The following is a 17,034-nucleotide window of genomic DNA, read 5'->3' on the forward strand; positions in this document are numbered from 1 at the left end:
GTCCGCCGGCCGTCGCGCCGCACGTCATCCCCCACGGAGCACACCTGTGACGGACACCACCGATCCCGCCGCGCCCCCCTCCCCCGCGGCCTCGCCCGCACGCGCGACACCCGCGCCTGCCGCGCGGGTGCACCTGGACAACGGGGGCGGCGCGCCGCTGCACCCGCTGGCGCGGCAGGGGCTGCTGCAGGCGCTCGAGGACGGCTGGGCCGACCCGCGCCGTCTTCACACGGAGGGGCGGCGTGCCGCCCGGCTGCTGGACGGCGCCCGGGAGGCCGTGGCGGCCGTCCTCGGGGCGCGCACCGAGGAGGTCCGGTTCACCGCCAGCCACGTCGCCGCTCTCCACGCCGCCGTGCTCGGCACCGCCGAGGCCCGGCGGCGCGCCGGCGGCGACGTCGTCGTCGGGGAGACCGAGCGTGCCGCGGTGCTGCACGCCGCCTCCGCGTCCGCCGCGGCGCACGGCGGGGCCCGGGTGACGGTCGGCGTCGACCGCCACGGCCGCGTGGACCTCGACGGTTTCCGCGCCGCCGTCGCCGCACCCGGTGTCGCGGTCGCCGCGCTCCAGCACGCCAACGGGGAGGTCGGGACGCGCCAGCCGCTGCGCGCCGCCCACGAGGCCGCCCGCGCCGCCGGCGTGCCCCTCCTCGTGGACGCCGGCGCGAGCCTCGGCCACGACGACGTGCCCGACGCCTGGGACCTCCTCGCCGCCCAGCCCTCCGACTGGGGCGGCCCGGCGGGCGTCGGCGTCCTCGCGGTGCGCCAGCGCGTGCGGACCGTGCCGCCCGGCCCCGAGGACGCCGACCCGTGGGCGCCCGGCGGCGTGAGCGTGCCCGCGGCGTTCGCCGCGGCCGTCGCGCTGCAGGCCACGGTCGCCGACCGGGTCGCCGAGGACGCGCGACGCCGCGCGCTCGTGGGCCGCGTGCGGGCCGCCGTCGCGGCGGTCCCCGACGTCGAGGTCGTGGGCGACCCGGACGACCGGCTCCCCCACGTCGTGACCTTCTCCTGCCTCTACGTCGACGGCGAGGCGCTGGTGACCGAGCTGGACCGGGCCGGCTTCGCCGTCGGCTCGGGCTCCGCGTGCACGTCGAGCACCCTGGAGCCCTCCCACGTGCTCGCGGCGATGGGCGTGCTCACGCACGGGAACGTCCGGGTCGCGCTGGACCGCTCCACGACGGAGGACGACGTCGAGCGCTTCCTGGCCGTGCTGCCCGGTGCGGTCCGGCGGGTCCGCGACGTGCTCGGGGTGAGCGGGCTGTGACCGCGCACCCCGGGGACGGCACCGGCACGGTCGTGGTCGACGCCCGTGGCCTGCGCTGCCCGCTGCCGGTGATCCGGCTCGCGGCCGCCGCCCGCGACCTCCCCGCCGGGACGCTCGTCACCGTGCTGTCGACCGACCCCGCCGCCCGGCACGACGTCCCCGCGTGGGCGCGGATGCGCGGTCACGCCATGGCGGGCGACCCCGAGCTCCGCGAACCGGACGAGGGTGACGCCGTGTGGGTGCTGACGGTGCGGCTCGCCGCCGGACCGTGAGCGCGACGCCCGCGCACGACGACGGCCCGGCCACCCCCGAGAGGGGCGACCGGGCCGTCGGAGGCCGGGATCAGCGGCTCAGCTGAACGAGCCGCCGCAGGCGCAGGAGCTGCCGGCGTTCGGGTTGTCGATCGTGAAGCCCTGCTTCTCGATGGTGTCCGCGAAGCCGATCTTCGCGCCCTCGAGGTAGGGCACGCTCATGCGGTCCACGACGACCTCGACGCCGTCGAAGTCACGCAGCGCGTCCCCGTCGAGCAGACGCTCGTCGAAGTAGAGCTGGTAGATCAGGCCGGAACAGCCGCCGGGCTGGACGGCCACACGCAGACGCAGGTCGTCGCGGCCCTCCTGCTCGAGCAGGCTGCGAACCTTGTCGGCGGCGACGTCGGACAGGTCCACGCCGTGCGTGGCGATCTCGGTGGTGTCGGTCATGCTTCCTCCAACAGGCGGACCTTTGCGGCTGTTCCCGATCCTACGCGCGAATCTCGCGGACGCGATGACGCGGCTCACAGCCTGCGTGCCGCACGCCCGGACCGGCGGTCCTCGGGCCGCGTCGGGCCACGTCGGGCAACGTCAGGCAACGTCACGCCGCGTCAGGCCCACGACGGCGCCCACGTCCGCGCCACGCGCGCCGTCGCCGCCACGACGTCCGCACCGGTCTCGTGCACCCCGCTGACGCCCGCCCCGGACCACTCGCGTCGCGAGACCTCGCTGCGGCCGACCAGCAGCACGACGGGCACCGCGAGGGGCGCGGCGGCACGGACGGCGGCGGCCACGAGGCCCTCGCGCAGCGTCGTCGCGTCCAGGACCGCCAGGTGCACGACCACGAGGTCCGCCGCGCCGGCCGGCGCGCCCAGCGGGCCCGTCCCGGGCGCGGCCACCGAGGTCAGGCCCAGCGCGTCCAGCGGGACGAACACCCCGGCTGGCCCGCCGTGGCCGGGCGGGGCGGGCGCGGCCCCGGGCACCACCGCGGTCCGCACCTCGCAGGACGGCGCGGCCTCGCGCCACGCGGTCGCGAGCCCCTGGGCCAGGTCGGCGTCCTCGCCGACGCAGAGCAGCACGTGCATGCCGTGATCGTGGCACAGCCGGGACGCCGACGGGTCCGGCGCGAGCCCGCGGGACGACGCCGCGGGCCGGACGCACGGCCTCGCGCACGCGTGCGCTGTGGAAACATGAGCGGGTGACCACCCTGCTGAACGACACCGCGGGCACCCCGACCGGCGCCTCGACCGGCTTCGCCGAGCCCGCACCCTCCGCGCTGCTGCTGCTCGGCCAGGGCCGCGACCTCGCCTCCGAGCGCGGCGTCGAGTGCACGGGGGCGCTGCCCGCGCCGTCCGACCCCGACCTGGTGGACCGGGCCCGCGCCGCGCGCGCCGCGCTGGGCGAGCGCGCGTTCGTCCTCGGGCACCACTACCAGCGCGACGAGGTCATCGACTTCGCGGACGTCACGGGCGACTCCTTCAAGCTCGCGCGCGAGGCGGCCGCCCGCCCCGAGGCGGAGTTCGTGCTCTTCTGCGGCGTCCACTTCATGGCCGAGAGCGCCGACATCCTCACGTCGGACGCGCAGCAGGTCGTGCTGCCCGACCTCGCCGCCGGCTGCTCCATGGCCGACATGGCGGAGATCGGTCAGGTCGAGGAGGCCTGGTCCGTGCTGCAGGACGTCGGGATCGCCGACGACACCGTGCCGGTGACGTACATGAACTCCTCCGCCGCGATCAAGGCCTTCACCGGCCGGCACGGCGGCACCGTCTGCACGTCGTCCAACGCCCAGGTCGCGCTGCGCTGGGCGTTCGACCGCGTGGGTGGCGTCGAGGGCACCGGCAAGGTGCTCTTCCTGCCCGACCAGCACCTGGGCCGCAACACGGCCGTCCTCCAGCTCGCCATGAGCCTGGACGACTGCGTGGTGTACGACCCGCGCAAGCCGCTGGGTGGCCTCACCGAGCAGCAGCTGCGCGACGCGCGCATGATCCTGTGGCGCGGGCACTGCTCCGTGCACGGCCGGTTCTCCGTGCGCAACGTCGAGGACGTCCGGGCGAAGGTGCCCGGCGTCGAGGTGATGGTGCACCCCGAGTGCAAGAACGAGGTCGTCACCGCCGCCGACCGGGTCGGCTCGACGGAGTACATCATCAAGGCCCTGGAGTCCGCCGAGCCCGGCAGCTCCTGGGCGATCGGCACCGAGCTCAACCTGGTGCGGCGCCTCGCCAAGGCCCACCCGGACAAGCAGGTGCACTACCTCGACTCGACCGTGTGCTTCTGCTCGACCATGAACCGCATCGACCTGCCGCACCTGGTGTGGGCGATGGAGTCCCTGGTCGAGGGGCGCGTGGTCAACCGGATCGTGGTCGACGCCGACGACGCCCACTGGGCGCGCGTGGCGCTCGACCAGATGCTGGCGCTGCCGGGGATCTGACCGGGGGCCGCACGGCCCGGGACACGGGAGAAGGCATGAGCACGGACAGCGGGCTCCACATCGGGATCCTCGTGTTCGACGACGCCGAGGAGCTCGACGTCGTCGGGCCGTTCGAGGTGCTCGCCGCCTGGGAGCAGCACTCGCTCGTCGAGTCGGGGCTCAAGCCGCACGTGAGCACGTTCTCGCGCGACGGCGAGGGCGTGCGGCTGGCGAAGGGCCTCCGGCTCGTGCCGGCGCACTCCGCCGACGACGTCGGGCCGCTGCACGTGCTCGTGTACCCGGGCGGCTGGGGCACGCGCGCCATGATCGCCGACCCGGCGCACCTGGAGTGGCTGCGGCAGGTGCGCCTCCAGACGCCGCTCCTCGCGAGCGTGTGCACCGGGGCGCTCGTGCTCGCGGCGGCGGGCCTGCTGGCGGGCCGGCCCGCGACGACGCACCGCGACCACTACGACGAGCTGGCGCAGCTCGACCCGAGCGTCGTGGTGGACACCGAGGCGCGGTTCGTCGACGACGGCGACGTCGTCACGGCGGCCGGCGTCTCGGCCGGGATCGACATGGCCCTGCACCTCGTGGCCCGCCTGGAGTCGCCGGAGGTCGCCCGCGCCGTGCGGCGCGGCATCCAGTACGACCCGGCTCCCCCGGTCTAGCGCCGCCTCCCGCGCCCCGCACCGCCGGGTACCTGATACCGGCGGTCGCCGATATAGCCTGCGCGGGTGACTCGAATGATCCAGCTCACCTGGGCCTCCCTGCGGCCGCGCAAGCCCGTCCCCGGCCAGGGCCTGCTCGACCCCTCCGTGACGACGATGCGGGTGCACCCCGGCGACCTCGACCTGTACCTGCACGTCAACAACGGCTCGTACCTGCAGATGATGGACGTGGCGCGCTCGAACTTCATCGCCGACCTCGACGGGTTCGCGAAGATCGGCGACCGCAAGTGGTACCCCGTCGTCGCCGCGTCGACGATGACGTACAAGCGCTCCCTGCAGCTGTGGGACCGGTTCGAGATCACGACCCGCGTGCTCGGGTGGGACGAGCGCGTCGTCTACATGGAGCAGGCCTTCACCTGCAAGGGCCGCCTCTACGCCCGCGGCTACGTGGCCGGGCGGTTCCTGGGCCCCGGCAACGCGCGGGTCCCCGCCCCCGACGTCGTCGCGCTGATGGGCCACGACGCGCCGCCGCGGAGCCCCGAGCTCCCCGCCGACGTCGCCGCGTGGGCGCGGGCCGTGGACGTCGCCCACCGGGACGCCGGCCGGGTCTGAGCCGGCCCGCCGGCCGTCAGTGGAACGTCGTCGCGTAGTAGGTCTGGCGGTCGACCGTCTCCACCGTGACGTCCTGCGTGCGCTCCAGCCGGCGGCGCAGGTTGTCGGCGAACCGCAGCGAGTCGTCGTTGAAGCGGGACACGTCGTACGCGCACACCACCCGGTGCTCGGCGAGGTGGGCGACCAACGCGTCGATCATGTCCATGAAGGTGCGCGTGGCGCGCCGACCGGGGTGCGCGAGCGTGAAGCCGATGTACCAGACCGCGCCGCGCGCGGCGTGCTCCGGGTAGCGGGCCGCGAAGAACTCCGGGCTCACCCACGGCACCGCGGCCAGGTCCGTCGCGAGCGTCGTCAGGCCGACCGGCTCGCCGGCCCGGTCGTGGGCGAGGAGCTTCAGCACGCGCGGGTCGGCCATCTCCTCGTCGAACTCCTCGCGGTGCAGCACGTGCCGCGCCGCGGCGCGCGTGCGCAGCGGCTCGAACGCCTCCAGGTAGAGGCGCCAGAAGCCGTCGGCGACGTCGCCGGACACGGTCGGCTCGAACGTGACGTCAGCGTGCACGGCCCTGCTCCTCCCAGCCTGCTCGCCGGTAGGTCGCGACGACGACCGCGCACACCGGGAGCGTCTCGCACGTCAGCCCGGTGACCATGCGCCCCTCCGGGGCGTAGGTGCCGCCGCGGGTCGTCGACAGGTCCTCGAGGCTGTGCGTGAGGTCGGTGGCGACCTGCTCGTGCGACGGCCCGTCGTGCTCGACGAACAGGCCCGCGCCGCTGCCGTCGTCGCGGCGCGACCACGCCACCCCAGCCCACGCCTCGTGGCCCGGCAGCGACGCGTACCCCGCGGCGTACACGCACCACAGCGCGTCGCCGTGCTCCCCCTGCAGCTGGTCCGGGCCGTCGACCTCGAGGACGACGCTGCCCGGGGGGACCACGGAGCTGAGGCGCACCAGGTTGAAGTCGCCGACTCCGGCGGCGACGAGCGCGGCGTCGAACGCCGCGAGGGTGGTGCGCCCGCTCCCGGTGCCGGCGCTCACGCGGATGGTCAGGGGCTCGGTCATGGGGTCCTCGGGTTCGACGGGTCGGGGGGCACGGGGGCGACGCGGCCGGACGCCGCGTCCAGGAGGTCGAGCACGGGGCGCAGGACGGCGTCCGGTGCCTTCTTCCCCTTCGTGAGGAAAACGGTACTGCCGAGTCGCAGGTCGTCCCGCTCGCGCGACCCGACCTCTGCCCCCGAGTACACGACGAGGGGGACGTGGCGCAGCCGCCCGCTGCGGCGCAGGTCGGCCACGAGGTCCTTCCCGGACCCGTCGGGCAGCCGCAGGTCGAGCACCACGAGGTCCGGCTCCTCGCCCCGCGCGAGCGCCACGCGCGCCTCGGCCACGCCCCGGGCCGGGATCACGTCCAGGCCGCCGTTCTCCAAGACGGTCACCAGGACGTCCCGGAGGCCGTCGTCGTCCTCCACCACCAGCACCCGGTCGTGGTGGGGACGCAGCCGGATCACCTCGCGGACCGTCTCGACGAGCCGGTCGGGGTCGACGGGCTTGACCAGCCAGCCGTCCGCGAGCGCCGCGGTCTCCCGGGCGTCGGCCGGGGCCGTCCCCGACACCACGACGACCGGCAGCTGCGCCGTCGCCGCCGACCGCCGGAGGTGTCGGAGGATCTCCGTGCCACCGGTGCCGGGCATCGCCAGGTCGAGCACGATGGCCGCGGGGTGCTCGTCCTCGACGACGTCGACCGCCGCGCGGCCGTCGGTCACCCCCACCACGTCGTAGCCGCGCAGCTCGAGCACCTCGCGCAGCACCTCCACGACGTACGGGTCGTCGTCGACCACCACCACGCGCGTCGCCGGGCCGTCATCGTCCGGCGCGTCCGGCGCGGCGGGCGCCGCCATGGCCGAGACGACGCGCGGCAGCGTGAGCCGGAAGCTGGAGCCGCGTCCCTCCCCCTCGCTCACGGCCCACATGCGGCCGCCGTGCCGCTCGACGATGCTGCGGGCGATCGCGAGGCCGAGGCCGGTGCCGCCGCGCTCGCGCGCGTCGGAGGCGTCCACCTGCTCGAAGCGGCGGAACACCGCCTCGAGCTTGTCGGGCGGGATCCCCCGGCCCTCGTCGTCGACGCGCACCTCCGTCAGCTCGCCCACCGGGACGGCGGCCACCCGGACCGTGCCGCCCCGCGGGGAGAACTTCACGGCGTTGCTGAGCAGGTTCACGAGCGTCTGCACGACGCGCTCGCCGTCGACCCGCATGACGTCGTCGCTGCTCGCGGGCGCCAGCACCACCCCGGCCTCGTCGGCCTGGATGGACACCTGCTCCACGGCGGCCGCGACCAGGGCGTCGACCTGGTGGTCGGCCAGCTCGAGGGGCGTGGTCCCGGCGTCCATGCGCTCGACGTCGAGGATGTCGTCGACGAGCCGGCCGAGCCGCTCGCTGCTGGTCAGGGCGATGCGCACCATGCGCGCGGCCTGCTCGGACGACCGGTCGAGCACGCCGCTGTCGAGGAGTCCGAGCGCACCGCGGATCGAGGTGAGCGGCGTGCGCAGCTCGTGGCTCACGACGGAGACGAACTCGTCCTTGATGCGCTCCACCTCGCGCCGCTCCGTGACGTCGCGGAAGACCACCACGGCCCCGGTCACCTCGCCGTCGGCGCGCAGGGGGCTCGCCGTGACCTCGACGGGGACGTCCTTGCCGTCCAGCCGCCGGTAGACGTCCTGCTCGGCCGTGGCCGTCACGCCGTCGCGCACCGCCTCGGTGATGTAGCACCGGTCGGACGGGTAGGGGGTGCCGTCGGCGGCGGGCGCGTGGAACGTCTCGTGGGCGTCGTGGCCGACGAGGTCGGCGGCGGTGACCCCCAGGGTCCGGGCGCCCGCGGCGTTGACGAACGTGACCCGGCCGGCGGTGTCGACGCCGTAGATGCCGTCGGCCACCGACTCGAGGGTGCGTTCCCGCTCGCTGGCCAGCGCGCGCAGCTGCGCGGTGCGCAGCTCCACGCGGCGCTCGAGGTCGTGCCGCAGCGACTCGTTGTCGACGACCACGAGGATCTGCCGGACGACGACCGCCACGAGGACCGCCGTCCAGAGCGCGTTCGCCACCCACGGGAACGCCTGCCCGGCCTGGCCGACCCGCACGAGGGCGGCGGCGAGGAAGATGCCGAACGTCACGACCGTGCCGAGCACCGCCGACCCCTTGGCGCGCTCGTCCGCCAACGGGCTGCCGGAGGCGGCGGGGTGGCGCGCGGCGACCGCGATCGCGAGGTAGCCGCCCACCCACGCGGCATCGATCGGGCTGCCGAACGTGAAGCCGCCCTGGGCCGTGAGGAGCGCGAACGACACGTCCGCCACGGCGTACAGGACGAACCCGCTGCCGACGAGGCCGAGCGGCACGCGCTCCGCGGCGCTGGACCGGTTGAGCACCAGCACCGCGAAGGTCGCGAGGAGGGCGTCGACCACGGGCAGCGCGTAGGCGGTGAGCGCCGGCGTCGAGGAGAAGGTGCGCCCCTCCAGCGCGACGGCGAACACCGCGATGTACAGCACCGAGCCGCCGACGACGATGCTGTCGAGCAGCATCCGCACGACCTCCTGGCCGCGGGGGCGCACCGTCGGGAACAGGGCCAGGCCGACGACGCCGAGCGCCAGCGCCGCGATGTACGCGACGTCCCCGGTGTCAGGGTCTCCTACGGCCACCGCGTAGACGTTGCCGAGCACGCCCACGACGCCGCCGACGGCCAGCAGCCCCCAGGCCCGCCGCCGGCGTCCGGCCGACCGCACGGCCCGCCACCCGCAGCTGAACGCCGCGACGACGCCCGCGGCGGCGATCGCCGTCCTCGAGAGCTCGGCCCGCGCCGCCTGGTCCATCGGTCCGGCCAGGACCACCACCAGCGCCAGCACCCCGACACCCGCGGCCCAGCACCAGCGCACGAAGGTGCGGTGCCCCCGCGCCGTCGTCTGTCGCGCATCCCCCATGGGGCCGAGGTTAGGAGAGGTTGGCGTGCTCCGCTCTCCGCACGGGGCACGGGGGTTCGGGCGACGGAGAGCGCCGGAGGCCGCCGGGAGGTACGGTCGAGCGGACCGGGCAGGCGGACGAGGGGGAACAACACGTGGCGACGGGGGGCCGACGCGTGGTCGTCATCGACGACGACCCGTCGATCCGGGAGGTGGCCGCACTGGCGCTGTCGGCCGTCGGCGGGCACGAGGTGCACACGGCGGGCGACGGGACGGCGGGGCTGGAGGTCGCGCGGCGCGTGCGGCCGGACGCGATCCTCCTCGACGTCATGATGCCGGTGCACGACGGGCCCACGGTGCTGGGCCGCATCCGTGCCGTCCCGGAGCTGGTCGACGTGCCGGTCGTCTTCCTCACGGCGAAGGTCGGCACCCCGGAGATCTCGCGCCTCGACGGCCTGGGCGCCGTCGCCGTGCTCACCAAGCCGTTCGACCCGCTGCGGCTGTCGGACGAGCTCGCGGCCGCGCTGGGGTGGGACGCGTGACCTCCGCCGACCCGGAGGGCGGGCTCAGCGACGCCGTCGTGGTCCTCGCCCGCCGGGCCCGCGCGCGCAACGTCGGCCGTGCGCGGCGCATCCTGGAGCTCCTGGACGCACCGGGCGCCCCGCTCGACCGGGCCGCGCGGGAGGAGGCGGAGCACCTCTGCCACACCGTGACCGGGTCCGCGAGCACGTTCGGGGACCTGGAGCTCGCCGGGGCGACGCAGCGGCTGGAGGCCGCGCTGCACGACGGACGAGCCCAGGACGCCGCCGCCGCCCTCGACGCCGTCCGCACGGCGATCGCTCCCGCCGACGAGGCCCCCGGCTCCCCGGACACCGCCGGCGCCTAGGTGCTCACCCCTCCGGCACGTCCGGCAGCGCCCGCACGTCCGTGAGCGCGCCCGCGAGCGCGACGGCGTCGTCGTCGGAGACCGCCGGCAGCGCCTCGAGCTCCGCGCGGAGCTCCCGCGCCTCGCTCCCCTCGCCGGCACGCACCGCCAGCTCCGCCAGATAGGCGAGCACCGGCGCGACCTCCGCCGTCGACGGGGCGTCCGCGCCCGTCCGCGCCCGTCGCAGGGCGCCGCCGAGCACCTTGCGGGCCTGGGCGACGTCCCCGTGCGAGTCGGCGACGACGACGGCGTTCTCGAGGGCCCTGGCGAGGGGGCCGCCGCCACCCGAGGTCCACGTCGTGGTGCCGCCCTCCCCGGCGACCACGGGCGCGTCGGGCGCGCGGGTCACGCGCACCCAGTTCCCCGCGGGGTCCACGAGGCTGAACCCGCTGAGGCCCCCGTTGTTCGCCCGCCGGCGCGGCCGGGTGATCCGTGGCACGCCGGCGAGGGGCAGCCGGCCCAGCAGCGTGCGCAGCCCCGCCGCGAAGGCGTCGTGCACGGGCTGCGTGTCCGGGACGACGAGCACGCACGACGAGTGGCTCTGCTCGGGGTCCCACCCCGGCATCCCGTAGTACTGCACCTGGATGCCGCCGCGGCCGAACGCGACGAACGGGTTCGGGCGGCGCTGCCGGTACGTCGTCTCCAGGCCGAGCGCGGTCCAGAACTCCACCAGGGCGTCGAGGTCGGACTCGTCGCCGCCGCACGGGAGCAGCGGCACCATGCTCGCCCGCGCGGCGGCGCGGTCGAACGCGCCGCCGTGCAGGTCCGCGGGACCGGCGCCCGGCACCGGGTCAGCCCTGCGCCGCGACCTGGCGCAGCAGCAGCGCCTCGGCCAGCACGACCTTGCGCAGCTCGCCCAGGTGCACCGACTCGTCGGCGCCGTGCGCGCGGGAGTCCGGGTCCTCGACCCCCGTGACCAGCACGGAGGCGTCGGGGAAGAACTCGAGCAGGTCGGCGATGAACGGGATGGAGCCGCCGACGCCGATGTCCACCGGGTCGGTGCCCCACGCGGCGGCGAACGCGGCCCGGGCGGCGCGCATCGCGGCGGAGTCGCCGGCGGCGTGGAACGCCCGCCCCTGCTCCCCCGGCCGCCAGGTGACGCGCGCGCCGAACGGCGCCGCCGCCTCCAGGTGGGCGCGCAGGGCGTCCTCCGCCGCCTGCGGCTCCTGGCCCGGCGGGATGCGCAGCGACAGCTTCGCCGCCGCGCGGGCCGCGATCGTGTTCGACGCGTGCGCGACGCTCGTGGCGTCGATGCCGATGACGGACAGCGCCGGCTTGGTCCACAGCCGGCCCGCGATCGTGCCCTCGCCCGCGAGCTCCACGCCGTCGAGCACCGACGAGTCGGCGCGGAACGCCGCCTCGTCGTAGTCGACCTCCGGCTCCGGGCCGCTCACCAGGCCGGGCACCGCGACGTTGCCCGCGTCGTCGTGCAGGGTGGCGATGAGGCGGGCCAGCAGCGTGTTCGCGTCGAGCACCGGGCCGCCGAACATGCCGGAGTGCACCGCGTGCCCGAGCACCTCGACCTCGACGACGCCGTCCACCAGGCCGCGCAGCGAGGTGGTCAGGGCCGGCACGCCGACCTTCCAGTTGGTGGAGTCGGCGACGACGATGACGTCGGCGGCGAGCAGCTCGCGGTGGTCGGCGAGGAACTGCCGGAAGCTCGGGGAGCCGGACTCCTCCTCGCCCTCGACGAAGACGGTGATGCCGACCGGCAGGTCCGCTCCGGTCTCGGCGGCGAGCGCGGTGAGCGCCCGCAGCGCGCCGACGTGCGCGACCAGCCCGGCCTTGTCGTCCGCGGCGCCGCGCCCGTAGAGGCGCTCGCCCACCTGGACGGGCACGAACGGGTCGGTGGCCCACGCCGCGGCGTCGCCGGGCGGCTGGACGTCGTGGTGGGCGTACAGCAGCACGGTGGGTCGGCCCTCGGGAGCAGGGCGGCGCGCGACCACGGCGGGCGCACCGGGCGTCCCGTCCGGGCGGGCCGAGCTCAGGATGCGCACGTCCGGCAGGCCCGCGTCGCTCAGCAGCGCGGCCACGGCGTCGGCGCTGGTGGCCACGTGGGTCTGGTCGAAGGCGGCCGCCGAGACGCTCGGGATGCGCACCAGGCGCTCCAGGTCGGCCTGGAGCTCGGGGAACTGTCGCTCGACGTGCGCGCGCAGGGTGGCGGCGGCGTCGTCGTGCGGCGGGGCGGCCGGGGAGGGGGCGGGGGTGTCGGTCACGCGGCTCACGCTACCCGCGCGCTCGACTACCCTGGGTGCGTGTTCTCTCGCCACAAGTCCGACGCGACGTCGTCGTCCCCCGACTCCACCGACCCCGTCGACGCGGCCGCCGAGATCGAGCAGTCCGGTGCGCCCGCCGGCAAGGGGCGCCCCACCCCCAAGCGCAGCGTGTCCGAGGCCGCGAACAAGCGGCCCCTGGTGCCGAACGACCGCAAGGCGGCGACCAAGGCGGCGCGGGAGAAGTCTCGCGAGCAGCGCAACCTCGAGTACAAGGCGATGCAGACCGGCGACGAGCGCCACCTGCCGCCGCGCGACAAGGGCCCGGTCAAGCGCTACGTGCGCGACTACGTGGACGCCCGCTGGAACCTCGGCGAGTTCTTCCTGCCCGTCGCGTTCCTCTTCATCATCCTGAACCTCATCTTCAGCCGGAACATCACCATCTCGGCCCTCGTGCTGATGCTGCTGTACGCCGTCGTGCTGCTGACCATCGCCGACGCGTTCCTGCTGTGGCGGGGGCTCAAGAAGCGCCTGCTGGCCAAGTTCCACGACGTCCCCAAGGGCACGATGATGTACGCCGTCATGCGGGCCTTCCAGATCCGCCGCTCGCGCCTGCCCAAGCCGACGTCGAAGAAGCACGGCGTCTACCCGGAGTGATCGACCGGCCGTGCGCCCGCCCTAGGGTGGGCGCATGGTCAACTACCGGTACCTCGGCAACAGCGGTCTGAAGATCTCCGAGATCACCTACGGCAACTGGCTCACCCACGGCTCGCAGGTCGAGAACGACGTCGCGACGCAGTGCGTGCGGGCCGCGCTCGACGCCGGCATCACGACGTTCGACACCGCCGACGTCTACGCGAACACCAAGGCCGAGCAGGTGCTCGGCGACGCGCTGGCGGGCGAGCGGCGCGAGTCGCTCGAGATCTTCACCAAGGTCTACTGGCCCACCGGCCCCGGCGGCCCCAACGACACCGGCCTGTCGCGCAAGCACGTCATGGAGTCGATCGACGGCTCCCTGACGCGGCTCGGCACGGACTACGTCGACCTGTACCAGGCGCACCGGTACGACACCGAGACGCCCCTCGAGGAGACGATGCAGGCGTTCGCCGACATCGTCCGCCAGGGCAAGGCGCTGTACATCGGCGTCTCCGAGTGGACCGCCGACCAGATCCGCGCCGGCGCCGCGCTGGCCAAGGACCTCGGGTTCCAGCTCATCTCCTCCCAGCCGCAGTACTCCATGCTGTGGCGGGTCATCGAGGAGGAGGTCGTGCCCGCCTCGAAGGAGTGCGGCCTCTCGCAGATCGTCTGGTCGCCGATGGCGCAGGGCGTGCTGTCCGGCAAGTACCTGCCCGGCCAGCCGCTGCCCGCCGGCTCGCGCGCGACGGACACCAAGGGCGGCGCGCAGAGCATCCGGCGCTTCCTCGACGACGACGTCCTCACGCGGGTGCAGGGCCTGAGGCCCGTCGCGGACGAGCTCGGCCTGTCGATGGCGCAGCTCGCCGTCGCCTGGGTGCTCCAGAACGACAACGTCGCCGCCGCGCTGGTCGGCGCGTCCCGGCCCGAGCAGGTCGCGGAGAACGTCAAGGCGTCCGGCGTGACCATCCCCGCCGAGCTCATGGCGCGCATCGACGAGGTGCTCGGTGGCGTCGTCGAGCGCGACCCGGCGAAGACCGCCGAGAACGCGCCCCGGACCCGCGTGGCCTGACCCGCGGTCGACGTCGCGGTTCCTCCGGGTCTCGTCGCGGGACGCGGAGGAACCGCGACGTCGCCTCGCGCTACGGTGCCACCATGCCGCTGCCGACCGTCCGGCCCGCCCGGCCCGACGACGCCGCCGCGGTGTGGCCGCTCGCCCGCGACCTCGCCACCAGCTTCCGGCCCCGGCGCGAGGTCTTCGAGTCGTCCTTCGCCACGCTCACGGCACGCGAGGACTCGCTGGTCGCCGTCGTCACCTACGCCGCCGTCGGCCCCGGGCCGCTGGGCTACCTGCTCGCCGGCGCGCACCTGACGTTCTTCGCCGACGGCCCGGTCTGCTGGGTCGAGGAGGTCATGGTCGACCCGGCGCACCGAGGGCGCGGCCTCGGCCGCGCCCTCCTCGACCACGCCGAGCGCTGGGCGGCGGCGCGCGGGGCCGCCTACGTCTCGCTGGCCACCCGGCGCGCGGGCGCCTTCTACGAGGCCCTCGGCTACGACGCGTCGGCGACGTTCTACCGCCGCGACCTGGCCTCCGGCACCTGAGGGCAGGTCGGTCAGCGGTCGCCGTGCTCGCGGGAGACGAGGTCGAGCGCGCGGGAGATCTCGCGGGCGCGGCGGGCCGTGTCGGCGTCGGTCGGCCCCGGCCGCGCGGCCGGGACGGGTGCCGCACCCGTCAGACCCGTGGGCACCAGCCACCGCCAGCGCACCGTGGCCTGCACGACGGGGCCGACGCCGAGCGCGTAGGCGATCGTCGCCCAGCCGAACGTGCCGCCGAGCAGGACACCCACCAGCACGACGGCGACCTCGATACCGGTCCGCACGAGGCGCACCGACCACCCCGTGCGCTGCAGGAGGCCGGTCATCAGCCCGTCTCGCGGGCCCGGGCCGAGCCGCACGCCGATGTAGGCCGCGGTGGCGACGCCGTTCAGGACGATGCCGCCGACGGCGAGGGCGACGCGCGCCGCCAGGCCGGGATCCGGCACGAGCCACGCCATCGCGGTGAGGCTGGGGCCGATCGCCAGGCTGATCACGACGACGTTCGCGACGGTGCCGATGCCGGGCCGCTGCCGGAGCGGGATCCACGCGAGGAGCACGAGCACGGACGTCACCGCGACCACGGCGCCGAACCCGAGCCCGGTGCTCCGCACCAGCCCCTGGTGCAGAACGTCCCAGGGCATGCCGCCCTCGCCGGCGTGCAGCAGCATCGCCATCGACCACGCGAACCCGAGCAGTCCCAGGACGAGCTGCACGCCGCGGCGGACCGGCCCCATCGACGCCGCCGGCGCGGACGCCCCGGACGCCCCGGACGCCCCGGACGCGGGCGACGCTCCCGGTGCCGCCTGCGCGCCCGATCCCTGCGTGCCCGATCCCTGCGGTGCCCGCGGCGCCTCCGCGGCGGACACCGCCGCCGCCGACGCCGGGCCCGGGTCGGACGGCGCGGCCCCCGTGCGCCGAGCGACGGCCCGACGCGAGGGACGGCCGGGGAGGCGGCGGGAGCCCCGGCGTGCGGGGCGGCGGCTGGGGGCGGGCGTCGTGCTCATGGTCCCACCATGGGACACATTGGCCTTGCAATCCATGGCCAATGGGGTGACAGTGGCCCCGTGACCGTCGCCCCGCCGCCTCCCGCGGCCACCGCCGCCCCCGCCGTCCGGCAGCTCTCCCCCGCCGCGACGGCCCGGCTGCTCGGCGACTGGCGGGCCGGAGGTCCGGCCTACCTCGCGCTGGCGGACGCCCTGCGCGCCGCCGTCCTGTCGGGCAGCCTGCCGCCGCTGACGCGCGTGCCGAGCGAGCGCGAGCTGGCCGCGGCCCTCCACGTCTCGCGCACCACGACGTCCGGCGCGTACGCGCGGCTGCGCGAGCTCGGCTTCCTCGTCAGCCGGGTGGGGTCGGGCACCGTCACGACCCTCCCCCACGGCGCCGGCACGGCGCGCGGCCGGGTCCCGGCAGAGGCCGGCGACGCCCCGACCGACTCCCCCGCGGGCGACCACGGAGAGCCGCCCGTCGACCTCGCGCAGGCGACCCCGTCGGCCACGCCGGCCCTGCACGACGCGTACGCCGCCGCGCTGGAGATGCTGCCCGGCTACCTGGGCACCGGCGGCTACGCCCACCTCGGCATCGAGCCGCTGCGGGCGGCGATCGCCGGCCGCTACACGGCGCGCGGCGTACCGACCACGCCGGAGCAGATCCTCGTCACGACGGGCGCGCAGCAGGCGATCTCCGTGCTGACCCACGCGTTCGTGGGCCGGGGCGAGACGGCCGTCGTCGAGTCCCCCACGTACTTCCACGCGCTGGAGCCCGCGCGGCGCCTCGGGGGCCGGCTGGTCGGCGTGCCCGTCGGGGACGTCGAGACCCTCGCGTCCGCCGTGCGGCGCACCCGTCCGCGGCTCGTCTACCTCGTGCCGGACTTCCACAACCCCACCGGCCACACGCTGTCCGCCGAGGGCCGCGCCGCGGTCCGCGAGCTCGCCGACCGGGCCGGCGTCACGGTCGTGGGCGACGAGACCCTCACCGACCTGGCGCTCGACGCCGGCGCCGGCGTCCCCGGGCCGTTCGCGGGCGAGGGCACGTCGCCGCACGTCGTGACCATCGGGTCGGCATCGAAGTCGTTCTGGGGCGGGGTGCGCGTGGGGTGGGTGCGCGCGGACCCCCAGGTGGTGCGCCGGCTCGCGCGGGTGCGCGAGTCCGCCGACATCGCGACGCCCGTGCTGGAGCAGCTCGCCGTCGTCGAGCTGCTGCGCCGCGCCGACGAGATCCTGCCCGGGCGCGTCGCCGAGCTGCGGCGCCGTCGCGACCTGCTGGTCGACCTCGTCCGCGACGCCCTGCCGGACTGGCGGGTGCCCGTGCCCGCCGGCGGCCTGTGCCTGTGGGCCGACCTGGGACGGCCGCTGGCGCAGGCGCTCGCCGCGGCGGCCGTGAACCACGGCGTCCTGGTCACGCCGGGGCCGGCCTTCACCCCCGACCGGTCCTCCCGCGACCGCGTGCGCCTGACGTTCACCCGCGAGCCGGACCAGCTCGCGGCCGCCGTGCCGCGGCTGGCGCAGGCCTGGGCCCAGGTGACCGCGGGCCGGTGAGGC

Annotated in this window: 19 protein-coding genes; 11 read left to right on the forward strand and 8 right to left on the reverse strand. The window is 75.9% G+C overall.

Annotation, left to right across the window (positions count from 1 at the left end; genetic code table 11):
* Positions 1-127: 127 nt before the first annotated feature.
* Both ACFU9A_RS14500 and ACFU9A_RS14505 read left to right on the forward strand, forming a co-directional pair.
* Positions 128-1,258, forward strand: coding sequence for a cysteine desulfurase family protein (locus ACFU9A_RS14500; protein WP_430576472.1), 1,131 nt, complete (start codon positions 128-130; stop codon positions 1,256-1,258).
* Positions 1,255-1,530: a sulfurtransferase TusA family protein gene (locus tag ACFU9A_RS14505; RefSeq protein ID WP_430575985.1), complete on the forward strand. Its 276-nt coding sequence runs from the start codon at positions 1,255-1,257 to the stop codon at positions 1,528-1,530. The genes ACFU9A_RS14500 and ACFU9A_RS14505 overlap by 4 nt, the downstream gene beginning before the upstream one ends.
* A gap of 78 nt (positions 1,531-1,608) precedes the next feature.
* Here the strand turns inward: ACFU9A_RS14505 and ACFU9A_RS14510 are convergent, their stop codons facing one another.
* Positions 1,609-1,959 (reverse strand): HesB/IscA family protein, encoded by a 351-nt coding sequence (locus ACFU9A_RS14510; protein ID WP_380319894.1) that lies wholly within the window; start codon positions 1,957-1,959, stop codon positions 1,609-1,611.
* A gap of 161 nt (positions 1,960-2,120) precedes the next feature.
* Positions 2,121-2,594, reverse strand: coding sequence for a hypothetical protein (locus ACFU9A_RS14515; RefSeq protein WP_430575986.1), 474 nt, complete (start codon positions 2,592-2,594; stop codon positions 2,121-2,123).
* Between the two features lie 122 nt (positions 2,595-2,716).
* Here ACFU9A_RS14515 and nadA point away from each other — a divergent pair, with 122 nt between their 5' ends.
* The 3 genes from nadA to ACFU9A_RS14530 all read left to right on the forward strand — a co-directional run bounded on the left by nadA (position 2,717) and on the right by ACFU9A_RS14530 (position 5,196).
* The gene (gene nadA, locus ACFU9A_RS14520; RefSeq protein WP_430576473.1) at positions 2,717-3,937 is read left to right on the forward strand and encodes a quinolinate synthase NadA; all 1,221 of its coding nucleotides are present in this window, start codon (positions 2,717-2,719) and stop codon (positions 3,935-3,937) included.
* A 35-nt stretch (positions 3,938-3,972) separates the two neighbouring features.
* Positions 3,973-4,584: a DJ-1/PfpI family protein gene (locus ACFU9A_RS14525; RefSeq protein WP_430575987.1), complete on the forward strand. Its 612-nt coding sequence runs from the start codon at positions 3,973-3,975 to the stop codon at positions 4,582-4,584.
* Positions 4,585-4,659: 75 nt separating this feature from the next.
* The gene (locus tag ACFU9A_RS14530; protein WP_430576474.1) at positions 4,660-5,196 is read left to right on the forward strand and encodes an acyl-CoA thioesterase; all 537 of its coding nucleotides are present in this window, start codon (positions 4,660-4,662) and stop codon (positions 5,194-5,196) included.
* Between the two features lie 16 nt (positions 5,197-5,212).
* Here ACFU9A_RS14530 and ACFU9A_RS14535 read toward each other — a convergent pair whose 3' ends face one another.
* The 3 genes from ACFU9A_RS14535 to ACFU9A_RS14545 are packed head-to-tail and all read right to left on the reverse strand — an operon-like array spanning position 5,213 to position 9,151.
* Complete coding sequence (locus ACFU9A_RS14535) at positions 5,213-5,755, reverse strand: hypothetical protein (RefSeq protein ID WP_430575988.1); 543 nt, start codon at positions 5,753-5,755, stop codon at positions 5,213-5,215.
* Positions 5,745-6,251, reverse strand: a complete 507-nt coding sequence (locus ACFU9A_RS14540) for a pyruvoyl-dependent arginine decarboxylase (RefSeq protein ID WP_430575989.1) — start codon at positions 6,249-6,251, stop codon at positions 5,745-5,747. Before ACFU9A_RS14540 ends, ACFU9A_RS14535 begins: the two co-directional genes overlap by 11 nt.
* The gene (locus ACFU9A_RS14545) at positions 6,248-9,151 is read right to left on the reverse strand and encodes a response regulator (protein WP_430575990.1); all 2,904 of its coding nucleotides are present in this window, start codon (positions 9,149-9,151) and stop codon (positions 6,248-6,250) included. Before ACFU9A_RS14545 ends, ACFU9A_RS14540 begins: the two co-directional genes overlap by 4 nt.
* 134 nt (positions 9,152-9,285) lie before the next feature.
* Here ACFU9A_RS14545 and ACFU9A_RS14550 point away from each other — a divergent pair, with 134 nt between their 5' ends.
* Together ACFU9A_RS14550 and ACFU9A_RS14555 are read left to right on the forward strand one after the other, a co-directional pair.
* Complete coding sequence (locus tag ACFU9A_RS14550; RefSeq protein WP_430575991.1) at positions 9,286-9,672, forward strand: response regulator; 387 nt, start codon at positions 9,286-9,288, stop codon at positions 9,670-9,672.
* Positions 9,669-10,016: an Hpt domain-containing protein gene (locus ACFU9A_RS14555; RefSeq protein ID WP_430575992.1), complete on the forward strand. Its 348-nt coding sequence runs from the start codon at positions 9,669-9,671 to the stop codon at positions 10,014-10,016. The genes ACFU9A_RS14550 and ACFU9A_RS14555 overlap by 4 nt, the downstream gene beginning before the upstream one ends.
* A gap of 4 nt (positions 10,017-10,020) precedes the next feature.
* On the opposite strand, the gene ACFU9A_RS14560 is transcribed toward ACFU9A_RS14555, so the two are convergent.
* Positions 10,021-10,842, reverse strand: coding sequence for a hypothetical protein (locus tag ACFU9A_RS14560; protein ID WP_430575993.1), 822 nt, complete (start codon positions 10,840-10,842; stop codon positions 10,021-10,023).
* Between the two features lie 4 nt (positions 10,843-10,846).
* Positions 10,847-12,271, reverse strand: coding sequence for a dipeptidase (locus ACFU9A_RS14565; protein ID WP_430575994.1), 1,425 nt, complete (start codon positions 12,269-12,271; stop codon positions 10,847-10,849).
* Positions 12,272-12,310: 39 nt separating this feature from the next.
* On the opposite strand from ACFU9A_RS14565, the gene ACFU9A_RS14570 reads away from it, so the two are divergent.
* From ACFU9A_RS14570 to ACFU9A_RS14580, 3 genes are all read left to right on the forward strand, one after another.
* Positions 12,311-12,925 carry a DUF3043 domain-containing protein gene (locus ACFU9A_RS14570; RefSeq protein ID WP_430575995.1) on the forward strand — a complete coding sequence of 205 codons (615 nt, stop codon included), beginning with the start codon at positions 12,311-12,313 and terminating at the stop codon, positions 12,923-12,925.
* A 34-nt stretch (positions 12,926-12,959) separates the two neighbouring features.
* Positions 12,960-13,973, forward strand: coding sequence for an aldo/keto reductase family protein (locus ACFU9A_RS14575; RefSeq protein ID WP_430575996.1), 1,014 nt, complete (start codon positions 12,960-12,962; stop codon positions 13,971-13,973).
* An 83-nt stretch (positions 13,974-14,056) separates the two neighbouring features.
* Complete coding sequence (locus tag ACFU9A_RS14580) at positions 14,057-14,503, forward strand: GNAT family N-acetyltransferase (RefSeq protein WP_430575997.1); 447 nt, start codon at positions 14,057-14,059, stop codon at positions 14,501-14,503.
* 11 nt (positions 14,504-14,514) lie between these two features.
* On the opposite strand, the gene ACFU9A_RS14585 is transcribed toward ACFU9A_RS14580, so the two are convergent.
* A complete protein-coding gene (locus tag ACFU9A_RS14585) occupies positions 14,515-15,501 on the reverse strand; it encodes a YitT family protein (protein WP_430575998.1) in 987 nt (328 codons plus the stop codon).
* Between the two features lie 60 nt (positions 15,502-15,561).
* Between ACFU9A_RS14585 and ACFU9A_RS14590 the strand changes: the two genes are divergently transcribed.
* Positions 15,562-17,031, forward strand: coding sequence for a PLP-dependent aminotransferase family protein (locus tag ACFU9A_RS14590; RefSeq protein WP_430575999.1), 1,470 nt, complete (start codon positions 15,562-15,564; stop codon positions 17,029-17,031).
* The last annotated feature ends 3 nt before the right edge of the window (positions 17,032-17,034 follow it).

Source organism: Isoptericola sp. NPDC057653 (assembly GCF_042799955.1).
Taxonomy (GTDB): Bacteria; Actinomycetota; Actinomycetes; order Actinomycetales; family Cellulomonadaceae; genus Isoptericola.